Source organism: Telluria sp. ZB4P36, from assembly GCF_059685865.1.
Genome location: NZ_JCASIE010000002.1, coordinates 11743 through 29962, shown reverse-complemented (window position 1 = coordinate 29962; position 18220 = coordinate 11743). Strand labels below are relative to the sequence as shown.

Below are 18220 nucleotides of genomic sequence, written 5' to 3'. Positions count from 1 at the left end.
CCCGATGAAAGCGGGCAGTTCCACAGTAGAAGATCGAAACGCTGTCGTCTGTTAATTGACCCACACTCAGCCGGACACTGCGGCCGGCTAGGCTTAGCGGCCAGGCGATGCCCCGAGGATGCGCGCCGGCAGCAATACGATGGCGCGCAGCAACTCGAATACCGCCTCGACGCCGATGCCGAGCAGCCGGAACGGCAGCAGGAGCAGCCAGACCAGCGGGTAGAGCACCAGGGCCAGCAGGGCAATGGGCCAGCACAGGAACAGCAGCAGCAACCATAGCAGGAAACCTAACATTGTTCTCGCTCCTTAGGATTTGACGGCGCAGGGAAACTGTAGGGGAGCGCGGCGGAAGCGGCAATCCGCCTGCGACAGACGGCGCAAAAGGCGGGCTGGATGGAGGAAAATGCTGCCTGGATGGGCCGGCCCGAGGAACCGGCCCCGTGAATCAGGCAAAGGCCGCTACCTGCTCCGCGACGCGCTGGTTCACCACCTGCGCCCGCAGCGAGGCCTGCAGCGAAGGAATCGAGCCGCCGGCCCGGTACTGGAAGGCCACGTGCACCAGGTCGCCCGCCTGCACCTTGACCGGCTGGGCCAGCGGCAGGGTCATGTAGTGGTTGAGCCAGTCGATCGTGTTCGACTCTTCCTGGACGATGGCCAGCACGTTCTTGGTGATGAAGCGCATTGCATTCAGCGTGCCGCTCTTTTCCACCACGATCCCGCCTTCCCAGGCGAACACGTTGTCGACCGGCTGGCTGAAGTCGATCAGGCTGTAGACGGCCGGCTGGGCCAGTTCGACGGTGCCCGGGTAGACCACGCCGGTCTCCTGGAACTGCACGATCGGCGCATGGAAGCCTTCGAAGTCGTATTCCTGCTCGATCGGCTGGGCCGCCATGATCACCGCTTCCGGCAGGAACATCGGCAGCGGACCGCCGAACTTGGCCAGGTAGCGGCGTTTGAAGGATTCGATCACCTCGACCTGCTTCTCGCGCAGCATGGCGACGTGGATCATCTCGCAGATCACGACGTCCACCGGCTCCGGCGGCAGGTAGTCGAAGGCGTCGGCATGGATCACCTCGACCTTGTGGCCGTTCGGGTTCAGCGCCAGGAACTTGCGCGCCTCGCGCACCATGTCGGGATTGAACTCGACGCAATAAACCTTGGCCGCCTTCTGGGCGGCAAAGAAGGACAGGACACCCGTGCCGCCGCCCAGTTCCAGCACTTTCGCGCCCGGCTTGACCGCGTAATGGATGGCGGACTTGAAGCTGTGCATCCGGTTCTGGTCCATCAGCATATTGTGATGGTAGTGCACTGGAATGAACTGCCCCAGGTAGCAGCTTTCGATTTCGCGTTCGTTCAGCATGGTTGGCCCCGTGTTTCCTTGATGGTCGTTGTACCGTGAAGGCATTATGGCCAAGGATGCATCGCGTCGATGCGCAGAGCTGCGGGGTGTTTACCGTCCAGTTCCGGACGGACATCTTAGAATGTCAGCGCTTAAAGCCGGAAATGGCGGCCGCGATCCCGGTCTGGCCGGCGCGCTCGGCGATCTGGGCCGCAGTGAGGCCCTCGGTGTTCTTCAGCTTCGGGTTGGCGCCCCTTTCCAGCAGCAGGCGCACCAGCCCCGGCTGGCCCTCGCGCGCCGCCATCATCAGGGGCGTGTAGGCACCGCTTTCGCGCGGCGACACCGCGTCCAGTTTTGCCTTGCGGGCGATCAGCAGGCGGGCGATGTCCTCGCTGCCGGCGGCGGCGGCATAGTGCAGCGCCGTCCAGCCGGCCCGGTTCACCTTCGCGCCCTTGGCCAGCAGGGCTTCGGCGGCACGCCGGTTGTCCTTGAAGGCCGCCATCATCAGGGCGGTGTTGCCGTTCATGGCCTGCGCTTCCAGGTCGGTGCCCGGATGGGCCAGCAGCGCGTCGAACACCCGCATCGCGCCCTCGCGCACGGCCAGCACCAGGGCCGGCTCGCCGCCGACCGGGTTGATCTCGTTGGCGTTGACTTCCTTGCCGACCATCTCCTTCACGGCGGAGACGTTATCGACCTGCACGGCGCGGAAGAACTCGGCAACTTGGGCGGGCGTCGCGGCGGCTGCCAGGCCGGTGTGCAGGAGCACTGCGAGCAGGCAGCTGCGGAGGATGGTGGGCATGTCAGGCCTTTGCGGTCTTGAACAGATTAAAGAAGTTCTCGGTGGTCCGGGCCGCGACTTCGGGCAGCGAGACGCCCTTCAGGCTGGCGATGAACTCGCCCACATGGGCTACGTAGCCCGGCTCGTTCATCCTGCCGCGGAAGGGCACCGGCGCCAGGTAGGGCGAATCGGTTTCGATCAGCATGCGCTCGAGCGGCACGGCCTTCGCCACTTCCTGCAGCTCCTTGGCGCTCTTGAAGGTCACGATGCCGGAGAAGGAAATGTAGAAGCCCTGTTCCATCGCCGCCCGGGCGACGTCCAGCGATTCGGTGAAGCAGTGCATGACGCCCGCCACCCCGCCCGCCTCCGTGCCGGCGCCCTCTTCCTTCATGATGCGGATGGTGTCGGCGCTGGCGGCGCGGGTATGGATGATCAGCGGCTTGCGGGTCTCGCGCGAGGCGCGGATATGGGTGCGGAAGCGCTCGCGCTGCCATTCGAGGTCGCCCTCGAGGCGGTAGTAGTCGAGGCCGGTTTCGCCGATGGCGACGATCTTCGGGTGATTGGCCAGCTCGACCAGTTGATGGACGCTGGGTTCGGGGGTGTCTTCGTAGTCCGGATGGACGCCGACCGAGGCGAAGATGTGCGGGTGCTGTTCGGCCAGGGCCAGCACCTGGGGGAAGTCCGGCAGGTCGACGGAGACGCACAGCGCGTGCGTCACCTTGTTCTCGGCCATCTTGGCCAGGATCTCGGGCATCCGGGCCGCCAGCTCCGGGAAATTGATGTGGCAGTGGGAATCGATAAACATGCCGGTATTGTAACCGGAGGGGCCCGAGCCCGCGATCAGGCTAGGCGACTCGCTTGCCCAGGATGATCAGGTCACGCTCGATCCCGTCCAGGTTCGCCACCCGCGGGAAATGCGCCCACTTCTCGAAGCCGTACTTGCCGAACAGCGACAGGCTCGGCGCATTGTGGCCGAAGATGAAGCCCAGCAGCGTGTGCACATTCACGTTCGGCGCGAACGCGATCGCCAGTTCCAGGCAATACCGCCCGATACCCTTGCCGCGCGCCTGTTCGGCGATGTAGATCGACACCTCGGCCGTGCCCGAATAGGCCGGACGGCCGTAGAAATTCGAGTAGGACAGCCAGCCCAGCACTTCCGGTTGCGCGCTGGTGTCGCACGCATCGTGGATCACCCACAGCGGCCGCCGCTCCGGCGTATGGTCCGCAAACCATTGCTCGCGCGATGCGACCGTGATCGGTTCGGTATCGGCGGTGACTTCGCGCGAGGCGACGGTGGAGTTGTAGATGTCGACGATGAGAGGCAGATCGTCGCGCGTGGCCAGGCGATGGTCGTAGGACGGCATAGTAAGAAAAAACTGAACTAGAGGGTATGGGTGGCGCGCGACGAGCGCAGGGCCGCGCCGAGGATCTCTTCGATCCTGAGCTTGGCGCGCTGGCCGGCTTCGTCGGCCGGGAAATGCACGCCGATGCCTTGCGCCTTGCTGTTGTTGGCGCCCGCGGGGGTGATCCAGGCCACCTTGCCGGCGATCGGGTATTTGTTGGGGTCGTCCATCAGCGACAGGATCAGGTAGATCTCGTCGCCGATCTTGTACGGCTTGGTCGTCGGCACGAACATGCCGCCGTTCTTCAGGAAAGGCATGTAGGCCGCGTACAGCGCGGCCTTTTCCTTGATCGCCAGCGACAGTACGGACGGCCGCGGCTGCTGCGGGGCGTTCGAGTCGAGGATGGTGGCGTTCATCGATGTCCTTTCATGCGCAGCATGAAGTGTACTCAAGCAACATATCTTCGACAAACAATTTTGCCGACAAGGGGTGGTCGGCCACGGCGCGGCGCTCGTTGGCGGCCTTGATCGCCCGGTTCAGGCTGGCAGTGTGCACCCTGCCCGCCAGGCCCGCAAGTTCCTTCTGGTAGCGCGGATAATAACGGATCCGCCCCGACAGCTTGGTCGACAACACGTCGTACAGCCAACGCTGCTGCCAGGCGACCAGGGCCGGCAGCGAGGCCTTCGACAGCTTCTCGGCCGCGCGCAGGGCGCCGTCCACGCTGGGATTGGCCAGGAAGTGCAGCAGCGCCTCCATGTCCTCGCGGCTGCCGCCCTCGGCTTCTGCAAGCGCCGCCAGCGGGGCGCCGCCCTGCTCGCGCAGCCAGCTGTCGGCATCCTGCACGCCCTGCTCCTTGAGCCAGGCCAGCGCTTCCTCGTGCGAGGGCATGGGCAGCGCGAACTTGCGGCAGCGCGACAGGATCGTCGGCAGCAGGCGGTCCAGGCTGTTCGAGGCCAGCAGGAAGACGGTACCGGGCGGCGGCTCTTCCAGGGTCTTGAGCAGCGCGTTCGAGGCCGGCATGTTCAGGGCTTCGGCCGGATACAGCACGACCACGCGCAAGCCTTGCCGGTGGGTCGAGATGTTCATGAAGTCGCCGAGGGCCCGGATCTGCTCGATCTTGATCTCCTTCGAGGGCGCCTTGGCGGATTTGGCCTTGCCCGAGGACTCGCCGCCTTCCTCCGCATCGGCCGGTTCGTCTTCCAGCGCTTCCGGCCGCACGCGGCGGTAGTCGGGATGGTTATTCTGCAGGAACCAGCCGCAGGAGGCGCAGGCGCCGCAGGCGTGGCCGTCGGGGCGCATGTCCTCGCACAGCAGGGCCTGGGCAAAGCTCTCCATGAAGCCGGCCTTGCCCACGCCCGCCGGACCGTGGAACAGGATGGCATGCGGCAGGCGCGCGCGCATCTGCTGCAGGCGCTCCCATGCCGCTCCTTGCCAGGGGTACATCGTCACAACAATTTCTCCAACATTTCTTCCAGCACTTGGGTCAACTTCAACTGGATCTCCGCGATCGTCCGGGTCGAATCGATGACCACGATGCGCTCGGGGAATTGCGCTGCGCGGCGCAGGTATTCATTGCGGCACTTTTCAAAGAAGTCCGCCTGTTCGCGCTCGAACTTGTCGAGCGTCCGGGTGGCGTCCAGGCGCTGGCGCGCCACCTCCAGGGGCACGTCGAACAGCAGGGTCAGGTCCGGCTGCAGCGCCGGGTGCACCCAGTGCTCGAGCGCTTCCAGCTTCTCGCGCGACAAGCCGCGCCCGCCGCTCTGGTAGGCGAAGCTGGCGTCCGTGAAACGGTCCGACAGCACCCAGTCGCCGCGCGCCAGCGCCGGTTCGATCACCCGGGCCAGGTGCTCGCGGCGGCTGGCGAACATCAGCAGGGCCTCGGTTTCCAGATGCATCTTGTCATGCAGCAGCAGGTCGCGCAGCTTCTCGCCCAGCGGCGTGCCGCCCGGTTCGCGCGTGGACACCACGGTCTTGCCGCGCGCCGCCAGGAAATCGGCGACGAAGCCGATGTGGGTCGACTTGCCGGCGCCGTCGATGCCTTCGAAGGTGATGAACCTGGCCTTTGCTTCGATACTGCTTTGTGTCATTGCCTGGTCCGCCGCTGGTACTGGTTGACCGCGCGGTTGTGGTCGTTGAGGTTGTCCGAGAACTGGCTAGTGCCGTCGCCGCGCGCCACGAAGTACAGGGCCTGGGTCTTGGCCGGGGCCAGCGCGGCCGCCAGCGACTGCACGCCGGGCAACGCGATCGGGGTCGGCGGCAGGCCGGAGCGGGTATAGGTATTGTAAGGGGTGTCGGTCAGCAAGTCCTGCTTGCGGATATCGCCGGCGAAGGTCTTCCCCATGCCGTAGATCACGGCGGGATCGGTCTGCAGCATCATGCCGGTGCGCAGGCGGTTGACGAACACGCCGGCGATCATGTCGCGCTCGCTCTTCTGCCCGGTTTCCTTTTCAATGATCGAGGCCATGATCAGGGCCTCGTAGGGGTTCTTGTACGGCAGGCTCGGATCGCGCCCTTCCCAGGCCGCCTTCAGGTGGCTCAGCATGGCCTGATGGGCCTGCTTATAAATCGCCAGCTCGGACGAGCCCTTGGCGAACAGATAGGTATCCGGGAAGAACAGGCCCTCGGGCTTCGTGTACTCGGTCGAGATCTTCTTCATCAGTTCTTCGTCCGACAGCTTGACGGTGTCGTGGCGCAGGCGCTCGTGGGCGGCCAGCGCGGCGCGCATCTGCCTGAAGGTCCAGCCTTCGACGATGGTGACGGCCTCCTGCGCGAATTCGCCGCGCACGATCTGGGTCAGGAGGCGGCGTGGCGTGGTGTCGGGCCTGAGCTCGTAGCTGCCGGCCTTGATCTTGCCGGCCTGGCCGGTCACCCGCGCCAGGATGTTGAACAGTTGCGGATTGACCGGTACGCCGGCCTTGGCCATCTGTTGGGCGGCCGCCCCGACCCCGCTGCCCGGGTTGATCGTGAATTCGACGGGCTGGCCGCCGGTTTCGAGCGGGCTCTTGGCCCAGTACGAGAAGCCGGCGACCGCGGCCACCGACACGATAACGCCGGTCACCAGGAGTTTTTTGATGAATGCCATGTTCTTTTGTTTTGGGTTTCGCCGCGGGTTTGACCCCGTCCGGCGCGATTTTGCCGACATCTTTATAATGAGCCCGTAATGATAATGCTAATTGCTAATACTAACTGGATTTATGCTCAACTGGACAGATACGCTTTCCTCGCTCGGCGCCCGCTTTCATATTGACGAAGCGTCGCAAGTCGAGGACTTCGGCCGGCCCCTGACGGCCGCCGAGCTGGCCGACGGTTTTGTCGCCCCCGTCACCGACCTCGGCATCATCGCCGTTACCGGGGACGAGGCCGCCAGTTTCCTGCACAATCAGCTGACCAACGACGTCGAGCACCTCGGCCGGCTTGAGGCCCGGCTGGCCGGCTACTGCACCCCGAAGGGCCGCCTGCAGGCGAGCTTCCTGTACTGGCGCAGCAACGACGTCGCCCCCGACACCGTCTACCTGCAGCTGCCGCGCGCCATCCAGCCGCCGCTGCAGAAGCGCCTGACCATGTTCGTGCTGCGCGCCAAGGCCAAGCTGCGCGACGCCACCGGGGAAGCCCCGTTCGCCGCCGTGCTCGGACTGGGCGGCGCCAAGGCCGAGACCGCCCTGCGCCGCCACGTGGCCGGGCTGCCCGCCGCGCCCTACGGCAAGGTCGAGGGTCCCGCCGGCACCGTGATCCGCCTGCTTGATGTGTTCGGCGCCCCGCGCTACCTCTGGCTGACGAATGCCGACACCGCCACCGCTGCCTTGCCGGGACTGGCAGGCGAGCTGGCGCTGGGTGGCAACCAGGCCTGGCAGCTGTCCGGCATCCACGCCGGCGTGCCGCAAATCACTGCCGCCACCCAGGAGCAATTCGTACCGCAGATGGTCAACCTCGAACTGCTGGGTGGCGTGAATTTCAAGAAAGGCTGCTACCCGGGCCAGGAAATCGTCGCACGCAGCCAGTACCTTGGCAAGCTCAAGCGCCGCACGGCGCTGGCGACGGTGGCCAACCCGGCGGCTCGGGCCGGCGACGAGGTGTTCTCGATGGCCGACCCCGGCCAGCCCTGCGGCATGGTGGTCAATGCGGCCGCCAACGGCCTCGGCGGCGCCGACCTGCTGGTGGAAATGAAGCTGAGCGCCCTCGGCGAGGACGTGCGCCACGGCGCGGCCGGCGGCCCGGCCCTGGCTTTCCAGCACATGCCCTACCACCTCGACGCGCTCGAGGTCTAAGCGACGATGATCGACCTGTACGTCTACTACAAGGTGCGCGACGGCGACGCCGCCAGCCTTGCTCCCCGCGTGCGTGCCATGCAGGCGCAGCTGGGAGCGCCGGCACAGCTCAAGCGCCGCCCGGAGGCGCGCGAGGGCCTGCAGACCTGGATGGAAGTCTATCCAGCGGTAGCGGACGGCTTCGAGGCCGCCGTCGCGCAGGCGGCGGTGGATGCCGGCCTGCAGCCATTCATCCAAGGGCCGCGCCGGTCCGAAATCTTCACGGACCTGAGCCTATGTGCCTGATCGTCTTTGCCTGGCAGGTGCTGCCCGGCGTGCCCATCATCGCGGCGGCCAACCGCGACGAATTCTATGCCCGTCCCGCCACCCCGGCCGCGCCCTGGCCCGAGCACCCGCACGTGATCGCGGGGCGCGACCTGCAGGGCGGCGGCAGCTGGATGGGGGTGACGACGACCGGGCCGAACGGCCCGAAGTTCGCCGCCCTCACGAATATCCGCGGCCCGGCCGAGCGGCGCGAGAACGCACCCTCGCGCGGCGACCTGGTGGCGGGCTTCCTCACCGGCGACCTGTCCGCCGCCGACTACCTGGCGCAGGTGATCGCACGCGGCGATGTCTACAACGGCTACAACCTGGTGCTGGGCGACCGCGACACCCTGTACTGGTACTCGAACCGCGGCGGCGACGATCCGCGCAACGGCCAGCCGCTGGAACCGGGGCGGATCTACGGCATCTCCAACGGCCTGCTGGACGCGCCCTGGCCCAAGGTGCTGCGCACCAAGGCGCAATTCGCCAGCCTGCTGTGCCAGGGGGCGCCCGAAGACGCCTACTTCGAGATGCTGGCCGACACCACCCGCGCCCCCGACCTGCGCCTGCCGGAAACCGGCATGCCGATCGAGGTCGAGCGCATGCTGTCGCCGGTGTGCATCGAGATGGAGGGCTACGGCACCCGTACCTCCACGGTCGTGATGCTGTACCGCGAGGGCGAACCGGCATTGCACGAGCGCGTGCTGCAGCCCGAAGGCCAGGTGGCCTGAGGCCGCGCCCCCACGCGTGGGGGCATTACATTTGCACGACATATTGTCGTCCGCGCTCGCTGATAAATTGTTTCCCTATGGCAACCACATAAGGAAACGCAATGAAGACCACACTGGAGCGCCTGGCCGTCCTGGGCCTGCTGGCCGCTGCCGCAAGCGCGCATGCTTCCGAGCCCGCCCCTGCGAACAAGTGGGTGACCGGCTACTACGGGGCCTATTTCTGGGACAACGGCGACTACCAGGCGCCCGAGCACGTCGACATGAGCGCGATGACCCATTTCGTGTTCGCGCGCATCGGCCCGGGCGGCGGCAAGAATGGCCTGCCGGGTGAAATCGTGCTCGGCGCCGGCAGCGCCCACGAGCGCCGCGACCTCGGTCCCGGCGCCGCCTGGGACAAGAGCGTCGAGGAATACCTGGTCATGCGCGCCCACCAGGTCGGCACCAAGGCCCTGATCATGCTCGGCGGCGAAGGCGACAATGCCGGCTTCATCGCTTCCTCCCAGCCGGGCGTGCGCGCTACCTTCGTCAAGAACCTGGTCGACTACATGGTCGCCAAGGACTACGACGGCGTCGACGTCGACTGGGAAGGCATCGCCGACAAGGCCGTCGAGGAACAGGCCTTGCTGGAAGCCCTGATCGCCGACATCCGCGCGGAGGCCAATGCGCGTCCGCGCTACCAGCACAAGCCGGTGATCATCACCTTCCCGGCCGGCATGCTGAACACCAACATCGACAACGTCAGCGAGCACCACAAGCGGGTGGCGGACCTGGTCGACCAGTACAACTTCATGAGCTACGGCATGGGCTGGTTCGGCCAGGGCTGGACCTCGACCACCTTCGCGCCCCTCACCGGCCACAAGAGCTCGCGCCCGATGTCGATCGCCGGCACCATCCAGATGTACGAGGACGCCGGCATCCCGCGCGCCAAGCTGGGCATGGGCCTGGGCTTCTACGGCATGAACTATGCGCCGCCCTACACCGGTCCGGACCAGGAGACCGACGGCGACCTCAGCCAGTGGTCGGTGTTCGACGTGCGCTGGAACTATGCCCAGCTGCACAAGCACGGCTACCTGGACAAGGGCATCTACGCCTGGGACGCCGCGACCCAGACCAGCTACCGGACCTACCCGGGCGGCTACACCCCGGCCAGCCGCCCGGAGTGGGCCACCGGCTACCTAAGCTACGAGGAACCGGCCACCATCGCCGCCAAGGGCGCCTGGGCGCACTCTACCCGCGCGGGAGAAGGCGCGGCCGGCACCATCATCTGGCTGGTCAACTACGGTACCACGGACGGGGTCAACAACCCGCTGATGACCGCCACCAAGAAGGCCTTCCTGGATCCGAACGCGGTCGAGCCGGGCCCCCACCCGAATCCGCTGCCGCCGGCGCCCGTGCCGCTAGTCGCGATCAGCTTCGCCAAGCCGAACGACTGGGGCAGCGGCTGGTGCGGCACCATGACGGTCAAGAATGTCGGCATCGTTGCCGGCTGGTTCGTGGCCGAGACCGACTTCCCCGACACCGTGACCTCGCTGTGGAACGGTACATACACGCTCGAGAACAACAAGCTGGTCGTGAAGGGCATGAACTGGAACAAGATGCTGCGTCCGGGCGACTCGACCGAGATCGGCCTGTGCGCGACCCGTCCCGCCAAGCCCGTGGAAACCCCGCCGCAGCTGCCGGCCGGCGCCCTCGGCGCCAAGCTGGTGGTTACCGGCGACTGGGGCAGCGGTTATTGCGCCAAGGTGGCCGTGACCAACAACAGCGCGGTGAGGGCGGTGCGCTGGACGGTGCAGCTGCCGGTCCAGGGCACGCCGAGCGGCATGTGGAACGGCAAGTACACGCTCGACAAGGGCATCATGAGCCTGCAGGGTGCGGACTGGAATCCGGACCTGGCGCCGGGGGCGACCAATGACGATCCGGGCTTCTGCGCCAGCCGGTGATCGACGAACGCGTGGCCGGAGAACCGGCCACGTCCTTAATTGCGTCCTTTGACGCCGGCCTTCAGCATCTCAGTGATCTGCGGTGTCGCCCCATACGGATCCGCCGGCGGTTTTCCCTCCACCATCGCTTCGAAGCGCTCCGCTGCCGCTCCCAGCAGCTGCGGGTGCGAATAGATGTAGAAGCGCTCCTCGCGTATGCCCTCGAAGGTGATGCGCGCGATGTCCTGGGCCGTCAGCTTGCCGGACTCGACTGCTTTCTCGGTGAGTATTTGCGCCGCCGCCTGACTGGCGGTCGTGTGTTCGTGGCTGGCCAGGTCGTCGGGCCGGTTGCGCTCGGAATGAGCGATCCCGGTCGGCACGAAATAGGGGCAGAGCACCGACACGCCGATTGGCGCACCAACGAGCTGCAGGTCATGGTGCAGCGTCTCCGTGAGCGCGACCACGGCATGCTTCGAGACGTTGTAGACACCCATCGCCGGCGGCGTCAGCAAGCCGGACATCGACGCCGTGTTGACGATGTAGCCTTCATAAAGACTGTCGCGCGCCGCGCACTCCAGCATCGCACGGGTAAAGATACGCACGCCGTGGATCACGCCCCACAGGTTCACACCCAGCACCCATTCCCAGTCCTGTTCCGAGTTTTCCCAGATCAGGCCGCCGGAGCCGACGCCGGCGTTGTTGAAGACCAGGTGCACGTGGCCGAAGCGGGCGATCGCCGAGTCGGCCAGCTCCTGCACGTGCGAACCCTTGCTGACGTCGCACACCATGGCCAGCACCTCGACTCCCTGGGCCAGCAACTCCTCGGAGGCGTGTTCGAGCGCCTTGGGCTGGACATCGGCCAGCACCAGTTTCATGCCCAGGCCGGCGGCGGTGTTGGCGAACTCGCGCCCCAGCCCGCTGGCCGCACCCGTGATGACGGCAACCTTGCCGCGAAAATCCTTCATCTTCCTTCTCCCCTTGCGGTGGATCAGACGCTTGAGACGCCTCCATCGACGGCCAGCGTCTGCCCGGTGATGTGCTTGCCGGCGTCGGAGGCGAACAGCACCACCGCGCCCTTCAGGTCCTCGTCGTCGCCCAGTCGGTTCAGCGGCGCATCCTTGGCCAGCTTCTCGGCGCCGAAGGCGGCCAGCACACCCTTGGTCATCTTCGACGGGAAGAAGCCGGGGGCGATCGAATTCACCGTGATGCCGTAGCGGCCCCATTCGCCGGCCAGCGCGCGCGTGAAGTTCACGACCGCCCCCTTGGACGTGTTGTAGGCGATGGTCTGCATGGTGCCTGGCGGATTCCCGGCCAGGCCGGCGATCGACGAGATACTGATGATACGCCCGTAGCGGCGCGGGATCATGGACAGTTTGCCGACCGCCTGGGTGACCAGGAAGATGCTGCGCACGTTCAGGTCCATCACCTTGTCCCAGGCCTCGAGCGGGTAGTCCTCGGCCGGGGCGCCCCAGCTGGCGCCGGCATTGTTGACCAGGATGTCGACGTGGCCGAGGCGGCCGATGGCTGCCTGCACGAAGGCCTGGACCTGGGTCTCGTCGGAGAGGTCGGCGGCGATGGCGGACGCATCGATGCCGCGTTCTCTCAGGTGGGCGACGGCCTCGTCGAGTTCTTCCTGTTTCCGGGAAGAGATCACGACGCGGGCGCCCTGTTCGCCGAGCGCCTCGGCCATCTGCAGGCCGAGCCCGCGCGAGCCGCCGGTGACGATGGCGGTCTTGTCCTTGAGTGAAAAGAGTTCCTGGGTAGTGCGCATGCCTTGTCTCCCGCTCATACCTCGTAATCCATGCACTGCCGTCCTTCGCGCACCGCCCCGATGAAGGGCACCACCGCCTTGTGGGTCGGATGGTCGATGTAGGCCTGCAGCGCCGCCCGGTCCGCGAACTCCGAGTACAGCACCACGTCATAGGTCGCTTCCAGCCCCGGCTGGGCCAGCACCACCTCGAATGCCAGCTGCCCCGGCACGATGTGCGCGCATTCGTCCAGCCGGCGCTTCATCTCGCGCGCATTGCTCAGCTTGTCGGCGCCTTCGGCCTCGTTCTTCAACTTCCACATCACGATATGCTTGATCATTCTCTTCCTTTCAAATCATGTCGCACAGCCCCGTCATTGTGCGCTTCAGGGGTCAGGCTTGGGAGCGATCGAGAATATCATGATAAGTACGGTCGTTCGTAAATATTTTGACAAGTCATCTTGCGCACCGCAGCATGCCCGCCGCCAGAGTGTAAACACGCCTTCCGGACTGCTCTTTACCGCTCCCGCTCAGCCAATCTGTAAGCTTCGTGTAAGTTTGAAGTAATTATCGTGTAAGGAAACCGGCACACACTCCGCGACAGCTGACAGAAAATCAGCATTCCGGTGACACTAATACTTATACGGAGACACACATGGCAATCACACCCGGCATGACCGCCGGAGGGAAAGCTGCACCTTCCTCCTCGGGGCTCACCAAGGAAGAACGGAAAGTCATCTTCGCTTCCTCCCTCGGCACCGTTTTCGAGTGGTACGATTTTTATCTCTACGGCTCGCTCGCAGCCATCATCGCCAAGCAGTTCTTCGTGGGCGACCCTACCACCACCTTCATCTTCGCCCTGATGGCCTTCGCCGCCGGTTTCATCGTGCGTCCTTTCGGCGCCCTCGTGTTCGGCCGGCTCGGCGACATGATCGGCCGCAAGTACACCTTCCTGGTCACGATCCTGATCATGGGCGCCTCGACCTTCCTGGTGGGCCTGCTCCCGAGCTACGCGACGATCGGCATCGCGGCGCCGATCATCCTGGTCTCGTTGCGTATCCTTCAGGGCCTGGCGCTCGGCGGGGAATACGGCGGCGCCGCCACCTACGTGGCCGAGCATGCGCCGGAAGGCAGGCGCGGCTACTTCACCGCGTACATCCAGACCACGGCCACGCTCGGCTTGTTCCTGTCGCTGCTGGTCATCCTGGGAACCCGTACCGCCATCGGTGAAGACGAGTTCCAGGCCTGGGGCTGGCGTATTCCCTTCCTGATCTCAGTGGCCCTGTTGGGCATCTCGGTCTGGATCCGGCTGTCGATGGCCGAGTCGCCTGCCTTCGCCAAGATGAAGGCCGAAGGCAAGACCTCGAAAGCGCCGCTGACTGAATCTTTCCTGAAGGCGAAGAACGCCAAGATCGTGTTCCTGGCCCTGATCGGCCTGACGATGGGCCAGGCCGTGGTCTGGTACACCGGGCAGTTCTACGCCCTGTTCTTCCTCACGCAGACACTGAAGATCGACGGCCCCACCGCGAACATCCTGATCGCGATCGCCCTGGCACTGGCCACTCCCTTCTTCATTATCTTCGGTATCCTGTCCGACAAGATCGGCCGCAAGTGGATCATCCTCGGCGGTTGCCTGATCGCCGCCGCGACCTACTTCCCGATCTTCAAGGCGATCACCCACTATGGCAACCCTGCCCTCGAACGCGCGATCCAGACCTCGCCGGTGGTGGTCGTGGCCGATCCGGCAACCTGCCACTTCCAGGTCGACCCTACCGGCACCAAGAAATTCCCGTCCTCGTGCGACATCGCGACCCGCATGCTGACGGCCGCATCGGTGAGCTACACCATCCAGGATGCCCCGGCCGGTACGGTGGCGGCGGTCAAGGTTGGCGAAACGACCTTCCAGTCCTTTAACGCGGTCATGACGCCGGATAACCTGAACTTCGACGCTGCATCGAAAGCCCAGGAAGACGCGCTGAAGAAACAGGTGACCGGCGCCCTGACCGCCGCCGGCTATCCGGCCAAGGCCGATCCCGAAGCCGTCAACAAGCCGATGCTGGTGCTGCTGCTGTTCATCCTGGTGCTCTACGTGACCATGGTGTACGGCCCGATCGCAGCCATGCTGGTCGAGATGTTCCCGACCCGCATCCGCTACACCTCGATGTCCCTGCCCTACCACATTGGTAACGGCTGGTTCGGCGGCATGCTGCCGACCATCAGCTTCGCCCTAGTGGCCTTCAAGGGCGACATCTACTATGGCCTGTGGTATCCGATCATCATCGCGCTGATCACGGTCGTCATCGGCGGTCTGTTCGTCCGGGAGACCAAGGACAACAACATCTACGCCAACGACTGATCGTCAAGTAGTCAAACGAAAAATGCCGCTGTCTCCAGCGGCATTTTTTTGTACGGCAGCAGCCTAGCGCCTGACCGGATCGAGCAGTTTGCTGGACGGCGCAAGCAGCAGCACCGCGAACCAGCCAACGAAGCTCAGGCACTTCCAGACGCCGCTGAAACACAGGAACCAGACCAGCCACCGCGCCCAGGTATCCGGCGAACCCAGGCCGGCCGCGTGCAGCAAGGGTAAGGTTACCAGGACGCCGCTAAGCCTCCGGCAGCTCGACGGCCACCAGCTTCCAGCGCCACAAGCCTTCCCGGTCCAGCACGAACACCGCGCCGCCGCCGTCCGCACGCGCCACCACCACCTGGTTCAGGCTGCGGTAGGACAGGTCGTAGTTCGGCCTGTCGTTCGCCTCGCCGCGCGGCCCTTCGCCGGCAGCCGCCGGCGGACTGTCCTGCATGGGCCCCACCCGGACGTCGCCGGCGTCGAGCATGGCGGCGACGCCCATCGGCGAGACTGCCGCATCGACCACCGGGTCGATCACCGCGAGGGCCATCTTCTGGCCGAAGGCCGCGAACGGGTTCCTGCGCTCGCCGGCCTGCATGCCGTCGGCGCCCAGGCGCCGCATGATCAGGACCTTGACGCTCTCGCGCAGCCGCGGAAAGTCGACGTGGCGCGCCAGCGCCTGCGCATCGCGCGCGTCGACCGCGGCGCGCATCCGGTACAGTTGCCAGTGCGGGCTGGCATAGGCCGTCACGGCGAAGGCGCCGATGGCGATGGCGGCGATGGTAGCGGAAACGGCGGCCATTTTCGTCTTCATGTGGCGGGCAAGTGGTTGGTTCAGCCGACAGTATAGGCGCAGGGCGGCTTCCCGCCACCATCGAAAGGAGGGTTCAGTGTTCGAGCACGTGGAAAAGCAGGTCCAGGCCTGCGTCGAGTGGCTGCGGCTGTTCGTCGAAGCCCTCGGCGCCGTGGTGATCGGGGTCGGCATCGTGCTGGTGGTGCTGGCCCTGGCACGGCACCTGCTGTTCGAGCGCGGCGGCAGTTTCACCCCGATCCGCCTGCGCTTCGCCCGCTACCTGACCCTGGCCCTCGAACTGCAGCTGGCGGCCGACATCCTGTCGACCTCGGTCGCGCCGACCTGGGACCGGATCGGCAAGCTGGCCGCGATCGCCGTGATCCGGACCGCCCTGAACTATTTCCTCAACAAGGAACTGCAGGCCGAAGCCGCGGCCGAAGCCGCGCGCCCCGGCCCGGCGCCGGCCGGCGCGCTGTCCGAACCGGTCAGCCGTTGAAGCCCTTGCCCTCGGCGGCCAGGCGTTCCAGCAAGGGCGCAGGCGTCCAGGCTTCGCCGTGGCGGCCGGCGGCATACTTGCGGATCGTGTCGAGCACCTTCGGCAGGCCGACCGCATCCGCGTAGAACATCGGACCGCCGCGGTGCAGCGGGAAGCCGTAGCCGCTCAGGTAGACCATGTCGATGTCCGAGGCGCGCAGCGCGATGCCTTCCTCCAGGATCTTGGCCCCCTCGTTGACCAGCGCGTACACCAGGCGCTCGACGATCTCGGCGTCGCCGATCGCGCGGCGCTCCAGCCCGACGTCCTGCGAATGCCGCACGATCATGTCGTTCACCGCCTGCGAGGCATAGGCCTTGCGGTCGCCGGCCTTGTAGTCGTACCAGCCGGCGCCGGTCTTCTGGCCGAAGCGGCCCTCCTCGCACAGCAGGTCGGCGGTCTTCGAATAGGCGATGTGCGGCGACTCGATGGCGCGGCGCTTGCGGATGTACCAGCCGACGTCGTTGCCGGCCAGGTCGCTCATGCGGAAGGGGCCCATCGCGAAGCCGAACTTCTCGATCGCGCCGTCCACCTGCTCCGGCAGCGCGCCTTCCTCGAGCAGGAAGAAGGCCTGGCGCAGGTACTGCTCCAGCATGCGGTTGCCGATGAAGCCGTCGCACACGCCGGAGACCACGCCCGTCTTCTTGATCTTTTTCGACAGGGCCAGCGCCGTCGCCAGCACGTCCTTGCCGGTCTCCTTGCCGCGCACGATCTCCAGCAGCTTCATGACGTTGGCCGGGCTGAAGAAATGCAGGCCGATCACGTCCTGCGGGCGCCCGGTGAAGGCCGCGATGCGGTCCAGGTCCAGGGTCGAGGTGTTCGAGGCCAGGATCGCGCCCGGCTTCATGCTGCCGTCCAGCTGGCGGAACACCGACTCCTTCACGCCCATGTCTTCGAACACGGCCTCGATCACGATGTCGGCGCCGGCGATGTCGGCATAGGACAGCGTGCCCTTGATCAGCGCGATGCGCTGCTCGCACTTCTCCTGGGTCAGCTTGCCCTTCTTGACCGTGTTCTCATAGTTCTTGCGGATCGTGGCCAGGCCCTTGTCCAGCGCCGCCTGCTGCGTTTCCAGGATGGTCACCGGGATGCCGGCGTTGGCGAAGTTCATGGCGATGCCGCCGCCCATGGTGCCGGCGCCGACCACGGCCGCGCTCTCGATCTTGCGTACCGGCGTGTCGGACGGGACGTCCGGTACCTTGCTGGCCGCGCGCTCGGCCATGAAGGCATGGCGCAGGGCTTTCGATTCCGGGGTCTGCATCAGGTGCAGGAAGCGCTCGCGCTCGAACTTCAGGCCTTCCTCGAAGGGCCTGGTGACCGAGGCGGCCACGGTCTCGAGGCATTCGAGGGGCGCCGGGAAGGGACCGGCCATGGCCTTGACCGTATTGCGCGAGAATTGCAGGAAGGCTTCGTGGTTCGGGTAATCGACTTGCCGGTCGCGCACCTTGGGCAGCGGCCGCACCCCGGCCACCTTGCCGGCGAATTCGACCGCGGCCGCCAGCAGCTCGGTCCCGGCCGGGAAGACCTGGTCGAACAGCGCGGTGCCGGCCAGCTTCTCGGACGGCACCGGGGTGCCCGAAACCACCATGTTCAGGGCCATCTCGAGGCCGACCACGCGCGGCATGCGCTGGGTGCCGCCGGCGCCCGGCAGCAGGCCGAGTTTCACTTCCGGCAGCGCGATCTGGGCGCCCGGCAGCGCCACGCGGTAGTGGCAGCCCAGGGCCAGTTCGAGGCCGCCGCCCATGGCGACGCTGTGGATCGCGGCCACGACCGGCTTGCTGCACTCCTCGACCACGCGGATCAGCGTGTGCAGGGTCGGCTCGGTGAGTGCCTTCGGCGAGTTGAACTCGCGGATGTCGGCGCCGCCCGAGAAGGCCTTGCCGGCGCCGGTCAGGACGATGGCCTGCACCGCGTCGTCGCTCTCCGCCCGGCGAATCGCATCGACAGCGGCGCTGCGCGTGGCCAGGCCCAGGCCGTTCACCGGCGGATTATTCAAGGTCACCACGGCAACGCTGCCCTGGACAGTGTAGTCGGCGCTCATGTCTCTTCCATCTCCTTATAGGTAGTCGGGCATCGAACCCGATAGATCCACTTAACTATACCTCAACTAAAAGTACGTTCGT

The 18220-nt window shown here is 65.9% G+C and carries 21 protein-coding genes; 6 read left to right on the top strand and 15 right to left on the bottom strand.

Features of this window, described 5'->3' with window-relative positions:
- Positions 1–93: 93 nt before the first annotated feature.
- From AC56LK_RS02935 to mltG, 9 genes are all read right to left on the bottom strand, one after another.
- The gene (locus AC56LK_RS02935) at positions 94–294 is read right to left on the bottom strand and encodes a hypothetical protein (protein ID WP_497183072.1); all 201 of its coding nucleotides are present in this window, start codon (positions 292–294) and stop codon (positions 94–96) included.
- A gap of 151 nt (positions 295–445) precedes the next feature.
- Positions 446–1360 carry a class I SAM-dependent methyltransferase gene (locus AC56LK_RS02930; protein ID WP_497183071.1) on the bottom strand — a complete coding sequence of 305 codons (915 nt, stop codon included), beginning with the start codon at positions 1358–1360 and terminating at the stop codon, positions 446–448.
- A 124-nt stretch (positions 1361–1484) separates the two neighbouring features.
- Positions 1485–2138, bottom strand: a complete 654-nt coding sequence (locus tag AC56LK_RS02925; RefSeq protein ID WP_497183070.1) for an ankyrin repeat domain-containing protein — start codon at positions 2136–2138, stop codon at positions 1485–1487.
- 1 nt (position 2139) lies between these two features.
- The gene (locus AC56LK_RS02920) at positions 2140–2922 is read right to left on the bottom strand and encodes a TatD family hydrolase (RefSeq protein ID WP_497183069.1); all 783 of its coding nucleotides are present in this window, start codon (positions 2920–2922) and stop codon (positions 2140–2142) included.
- A gap of 40 nt (positions 2923–2962) precedes the next feature.
- A complete protein-coding gene (locus AC56LK_RS02915) occupies positions 2963–3481 on the bottom strand; it encodes a GNAT family N-acetyltransferase (RefSeq protein ID WP_497183068.1) in 519 nt (172 codons plus the stop codon).
- A 17-nt stretch (positions 3482–3498) separates the two neighbouring features.
- The gene (locus AC56LK_RS02910; protein ID WP_497183067.1) at positions 3499–3876 is read right to left on the bottom strand and encodes a PilZ domain-containing protein; all 378 of its coding nucleotides are present in this window, start codon (positions 3874–3876) and stop codon (positions 3499–3501) included.
- 10 nt (positions 3877–3886) lie between these two features.
- Positions 3887–4903, bottom strand: coding sequence for a DNA polymerase III subunit delta' (locus tag AC56LK_RS02905; RefSeq protein WP_497183511.1), 1017 nt, complete (start codon positions 4901–4903; stop codon positions 3887–3889).
- Positions 4904–4905: 2 nt separating this feature from the next.
- Positions 4906–5547: a dTMP kinase gene (tmk, locus tag AC56LK_RS02900; protein ID WP_497183066.1), complete on the bottom strand. Its 642-nt coding sequence runs from the start codon at positions 5545–5547 to the stop codon at positions 4906–4908.
- Positions 5544–6542 carry an endolytic transglycosylase MltG gene (gene mltG / locus AC56LK_RS02895; RefSeq protein ID WP_497183065.1) on the bottom strand — a complete coding sequence of 333 codons (999 nt, stop codon included), beginning with the start codon at positions 6540–6542 and terminating at the stop codon, positions 5544–5546. Before mltG ends, tmk begins: the two co-directional genes overlap by 4 nt.
- A 112-nt stretch (positions 6543–6654) precedes the next feature.
- On the opposite strand from mltG, the gene ygfZ reads away from it, so the two are divergent.
- The 4 genes from ygfZ (at position 6655) to AC56LK_RS02875 (ending at position 10699) form a co-directional block, all read left to right on the top strand.
- Positions 6655–7725, top strand: a complete 1071-nt coding sequence (ygfZ, locus tag AC56LK_RS02890; protein WP_497183064.1) for a CAF17-like 4Fe-4S cluster assembly/insertion protein YgfZ — start codon at positions 6655–6657, stop codon at positions 7723–7725.
- A gap of 6 nt (positions 7726–7731) precedes the next feature.
- Entirely contained in the window at positions 7732–8010 is a 279-nt protein-coding gene (locus AC56LK_RS02885; protein ID WP_497183063.1) for a DUF4936 family protein, read from the top strand.
- The gene (locus tag AC56LK_RS02880) at positions 8001–8759 is read left to right on the top strand and encodes an NRDE family protein (RefSeq protein ID WP_497183062.1); all 759 of its coding nucleotides are present in this window, start codon (positions 8001–8003) and stop codon (positions 8757–8759) included. Before AC56LK_RS02885 ends, AC56LK_RS02880 begins: the two co-directional genes overlap by 10 nt.
- Positions 8760–8860: 101 nt before the next feature.
- Positions 8861–10699: a glycosyl hydrolase family 18 protein gene (locus AC56LK_RS02875; protein WP_497183061.1), complete on the top strand. Its 1839-nt coding sequence runs from the start codon at positions 8861–8863 to the stop codon at positions 10697–10699.
- Positions 10700–10734: 35 nt separating this feature from the next.
- Here AC56LK_RS02875 and AC56LK_RS02870 read toward each other — a convergent pair whose 3' ends face one another.
- Genes AC56LK_RS02870 through AC56LK_RS02860 form a run of 3 tightly spaced genes read right to left on the bottom strand, consistent with a single transcriptional unit; the run spans position 10735 to position 12766 of the window.
- Positions 10735–11643, bottom strand: coding sequence for an SDR family oxidoreductase (locus AC56LK_RS02870; protein ID WP_497183060.1), 909 nt, complete (start codon positions 11641–11643; stop codon positions 10735–10737).
- Positions 11644–11666: 23 nt separating this feature from the next.
- Complete coding sequence (locus tag AC56LK_RS02865; protein ID WP_497183059.1) at positions 11667–12449, bottom strand: SDR family oxidoreductase; 783 nt, start codon at positions 12447–12449, stop codon at positions 11667–11669.
- 14 nt (positions 12450–12463) lie between these two features.
- Positions 12464–12766, bottom strand: coding sequence for a Dabb family protein (locus AC56LK_RS02860; RefSeq protein WP_497183058.1), 303 nt, complete (start codon positions 12764–12766; stop codon positions 12464–12466).
- 314 nt (positions 12767–13080) lie between these two features.
- Between AC56LK_RS02860 and AC56LK_RS02855 the strand changes: the two genes are divergently transcribed.
- The gene (locus AC56LK_RS02855) at positions 13081–14781 is read left to right on the top strand and encodes an MFS transporter (protein WP_497183057.1); all 1701 of its coding nucleotides are present in this window, start codon (positions 13081–13083) and stop codon (positions 14779–14781) included.
- A gap of 63 nt (positions 14782–14844) precedes the next feature.
- Here AC56LK_RS02855 and AC56LK_RS02850 read toward each other — a convergent pair whose 3' ends face one another.
- Both AC56LK_RS02850 and AC56LK_RS02845 read right to left on the bottom strand, forming a co-directional pair.
- Positions 14845–15006 (bottom strand): hypothetical protein, encoded by a 162-nt coding sequence (locus AC56LK_RS02850; RefSeq protein ID WP_497183056.1) that lies wholly within the window; start codon positions 15004–15006, stop codon positions 14845–14847.
- Positions 15007–15028: 22 nt separating this feature from the next.
- A complete protein-coding gene (locus AC56LK_RS02845) occupies positions 15029–15574 on the bottom strand; it encodes a DUF2939 domain-containing protein (protein WP_497183055.1) in 546 nt (181 codons plus the stop codon).
- Positions 15575–15662: 88 nt separating this feature from the next.
- Here AC56LK_RS02845 and AC56LK_RS02840 point away from each other — a divergent pair, with 88 nt between their 5' ends.
- Positions 15663–16061, top strand: a complete 399-nt coding sequence (locus AC56LK_RS02840) for a DUF1622 domain-containing protein (RefSeq protein ID WP_497183054.1) — start codon at positions 15663–15665, stop codon at positions 16059–16061.
- Here AC56LK_RS02840 and AC56LK_RS02835 read toward each other — a convergent pair.
- Positions 16051–18138 carry a 3-hydroxyacyl-CoA dehydrogenase NAD-binding domain-containing protein gene (locus tag AC56LK_RS02835; protein WP_497183053.1) on the bottom strand — a complete coding sequence of 696 codons (2088 nt, stop codon included), beginning with the start codon at positions 18136–18138 and terminating at the stop codon, positions 16051–16053. The two genes, AC56LK_RS02840 and AC56LK_RS02835, sit on opposite strands and share 11 nt — an antisense overlap.
- Between the last annotated feature and the right edge of the window lie 82 nt (positions 18139–18220).

What these genes read in the sequence shown, in the direction of transcription:
- AC56LK_RS02935 (WP_497183072.1), bottom strand. Translation starts at nt 294, where the DNA reads ATGTTAGGTTTCCTGCTATGGTTGCTGCTGCTGTTCCTGTGCTGGCCC.
- AC56LK_RS02930 (WP_497183071.1), bottom strand. Translation starts at nt 1,360, where the DNA reads ATGCTGAACGAACGCGAAATCGAAAGCTGCTACCTGGGGCAGTTCATT.
- AC56LK_RS02925 (WP_497183070.1), bottom strand. Translation starts at nt 2,138, where the DNA reads ATGCCCACCATCCTCCGCAGCTGCCTGCTCGCAGTGCTCCTGCACACC.
- AC56LK_RS02920 (WP_497183069.1), bottom strand. Translation starts at nt 2,922, where the DNA reads ATGTTTATCGATTCCCACTGCCACATCAATTTCCCGGAGCTGGCGGCC.
- AC56LK_RS02915 (WP_497183068.1), bottom strand. Translation starts at nt 3,481, where the DNA reads ATGCCGTCCTACGACCATCGCCTGGCCACGCGCGACGATCTGCCTCTC.
- AC56LK_RS02910 (WP_497183067.1), bottom strand. Translation starts at nt 3,876, where the DNA reads ATGAACGCCACCATCCTCGACTCGAACGCCCCGCAGCAGCCGCGGCCG.
- AC56LK_RS02905 (WP_497183511.1), bottom strand. Translation starts at nt 4,903, where the DNA reads ATGTACCCCTGGCAAGGAGCGGCATGGGAGCGCCTGCAGCAGATGCGC.
- tmk (WP_497183066.1), bottom strand. Translation starts at nt 5,547, where the DNA reads ATGACACAAAGCAGTATCGAAGCAAAGGCCAGGTTCATCACCTTCGAA.
- mltG (WP_497183065.1), bottom strand. Translation starts at nt 6,542, where the DNA reads ATGGCATTCATCAAAAAACTCCTGGTGACCGGCGTTATCGTGTCGGTG.
- ygfZ (WP_497183064.1), top strand. Translation starts at nt 6,655, where the DNA reads ATGCTCAACTGGACAGATACGCTTTCCTCGCTCGGCGCCCGCTTTCAT.
- AC56LK_RS02885 (WP_497183063.1), top strand. Translation starts at nt 7,732, where the DNA reads ATGATCGACCTGTACGTCTACTACAAGGTGCGCGACGGCGACGCCGCC.
- AC56LK_RS02880 (WP_497183062.1), top strand. Translation starts at nt 8,001, where the DNA reads ATGTGCCTGATCGTCTTTGCCTGGCAGGTGCTGCCCGGCGTGCCCATC.
- AC56LK_RS02875 (WP_497183061.1), top strand. Translation starts at nt 8,861, where the DNA reads ATGAAGACCACACTGGAGCGCCTGGCCGTCCTGGGCCTGCTGGCCGCT.
- AC56LK_RS02870 (WP_497183060.1), bottom strand. Translation starts at nt 11,643, where the DNA reads ATGAAGGATTTTCGCGGCAAGGTTGCCGTCATCACGGGTGCGGCCAGC.
- AC56LK_RS02865 (WP_497183059.1), bottom strand. Translation starts at nt 12,449, where the DNA reads ATGCGCACTACCCAGGAACTCTTTTCACTCAAGGACAAGACCGCCATC.
- AC56LK_RS02860 (WP_497183058.1), bottom strand. Translation starts at nt 12,766, where the DNA reads ATGATCAAGCATATCGTGATGTGGAAGTTGAAGAACGAGGCCGAAGGC.
- AC56LK_RS02855 (WP_497183057.1), top strand. Translation starts at nt 13,081, where the DNA reads ATGGCAATCACACCCGGCATGACCGCCGGAGGGAAAGCTGCACCTTCC.
- AC56LK_RS02845 (WP_497183055.1), bottom strand. Translation starts at nt 15,574, where the DNA reads ATGGCCGCCGTTTCCGCTACCATCGCCGCCATCGCCATCGGCGCCTTC.
- AC56LK_RS02835 (WP_497183053.1), bottom strand. Translation starts at nt 18,138, where the DNA reads ATGAGCGCCGACTACACTGTCCAGGGCAGCGTTGCCGTGGTGACCTTG.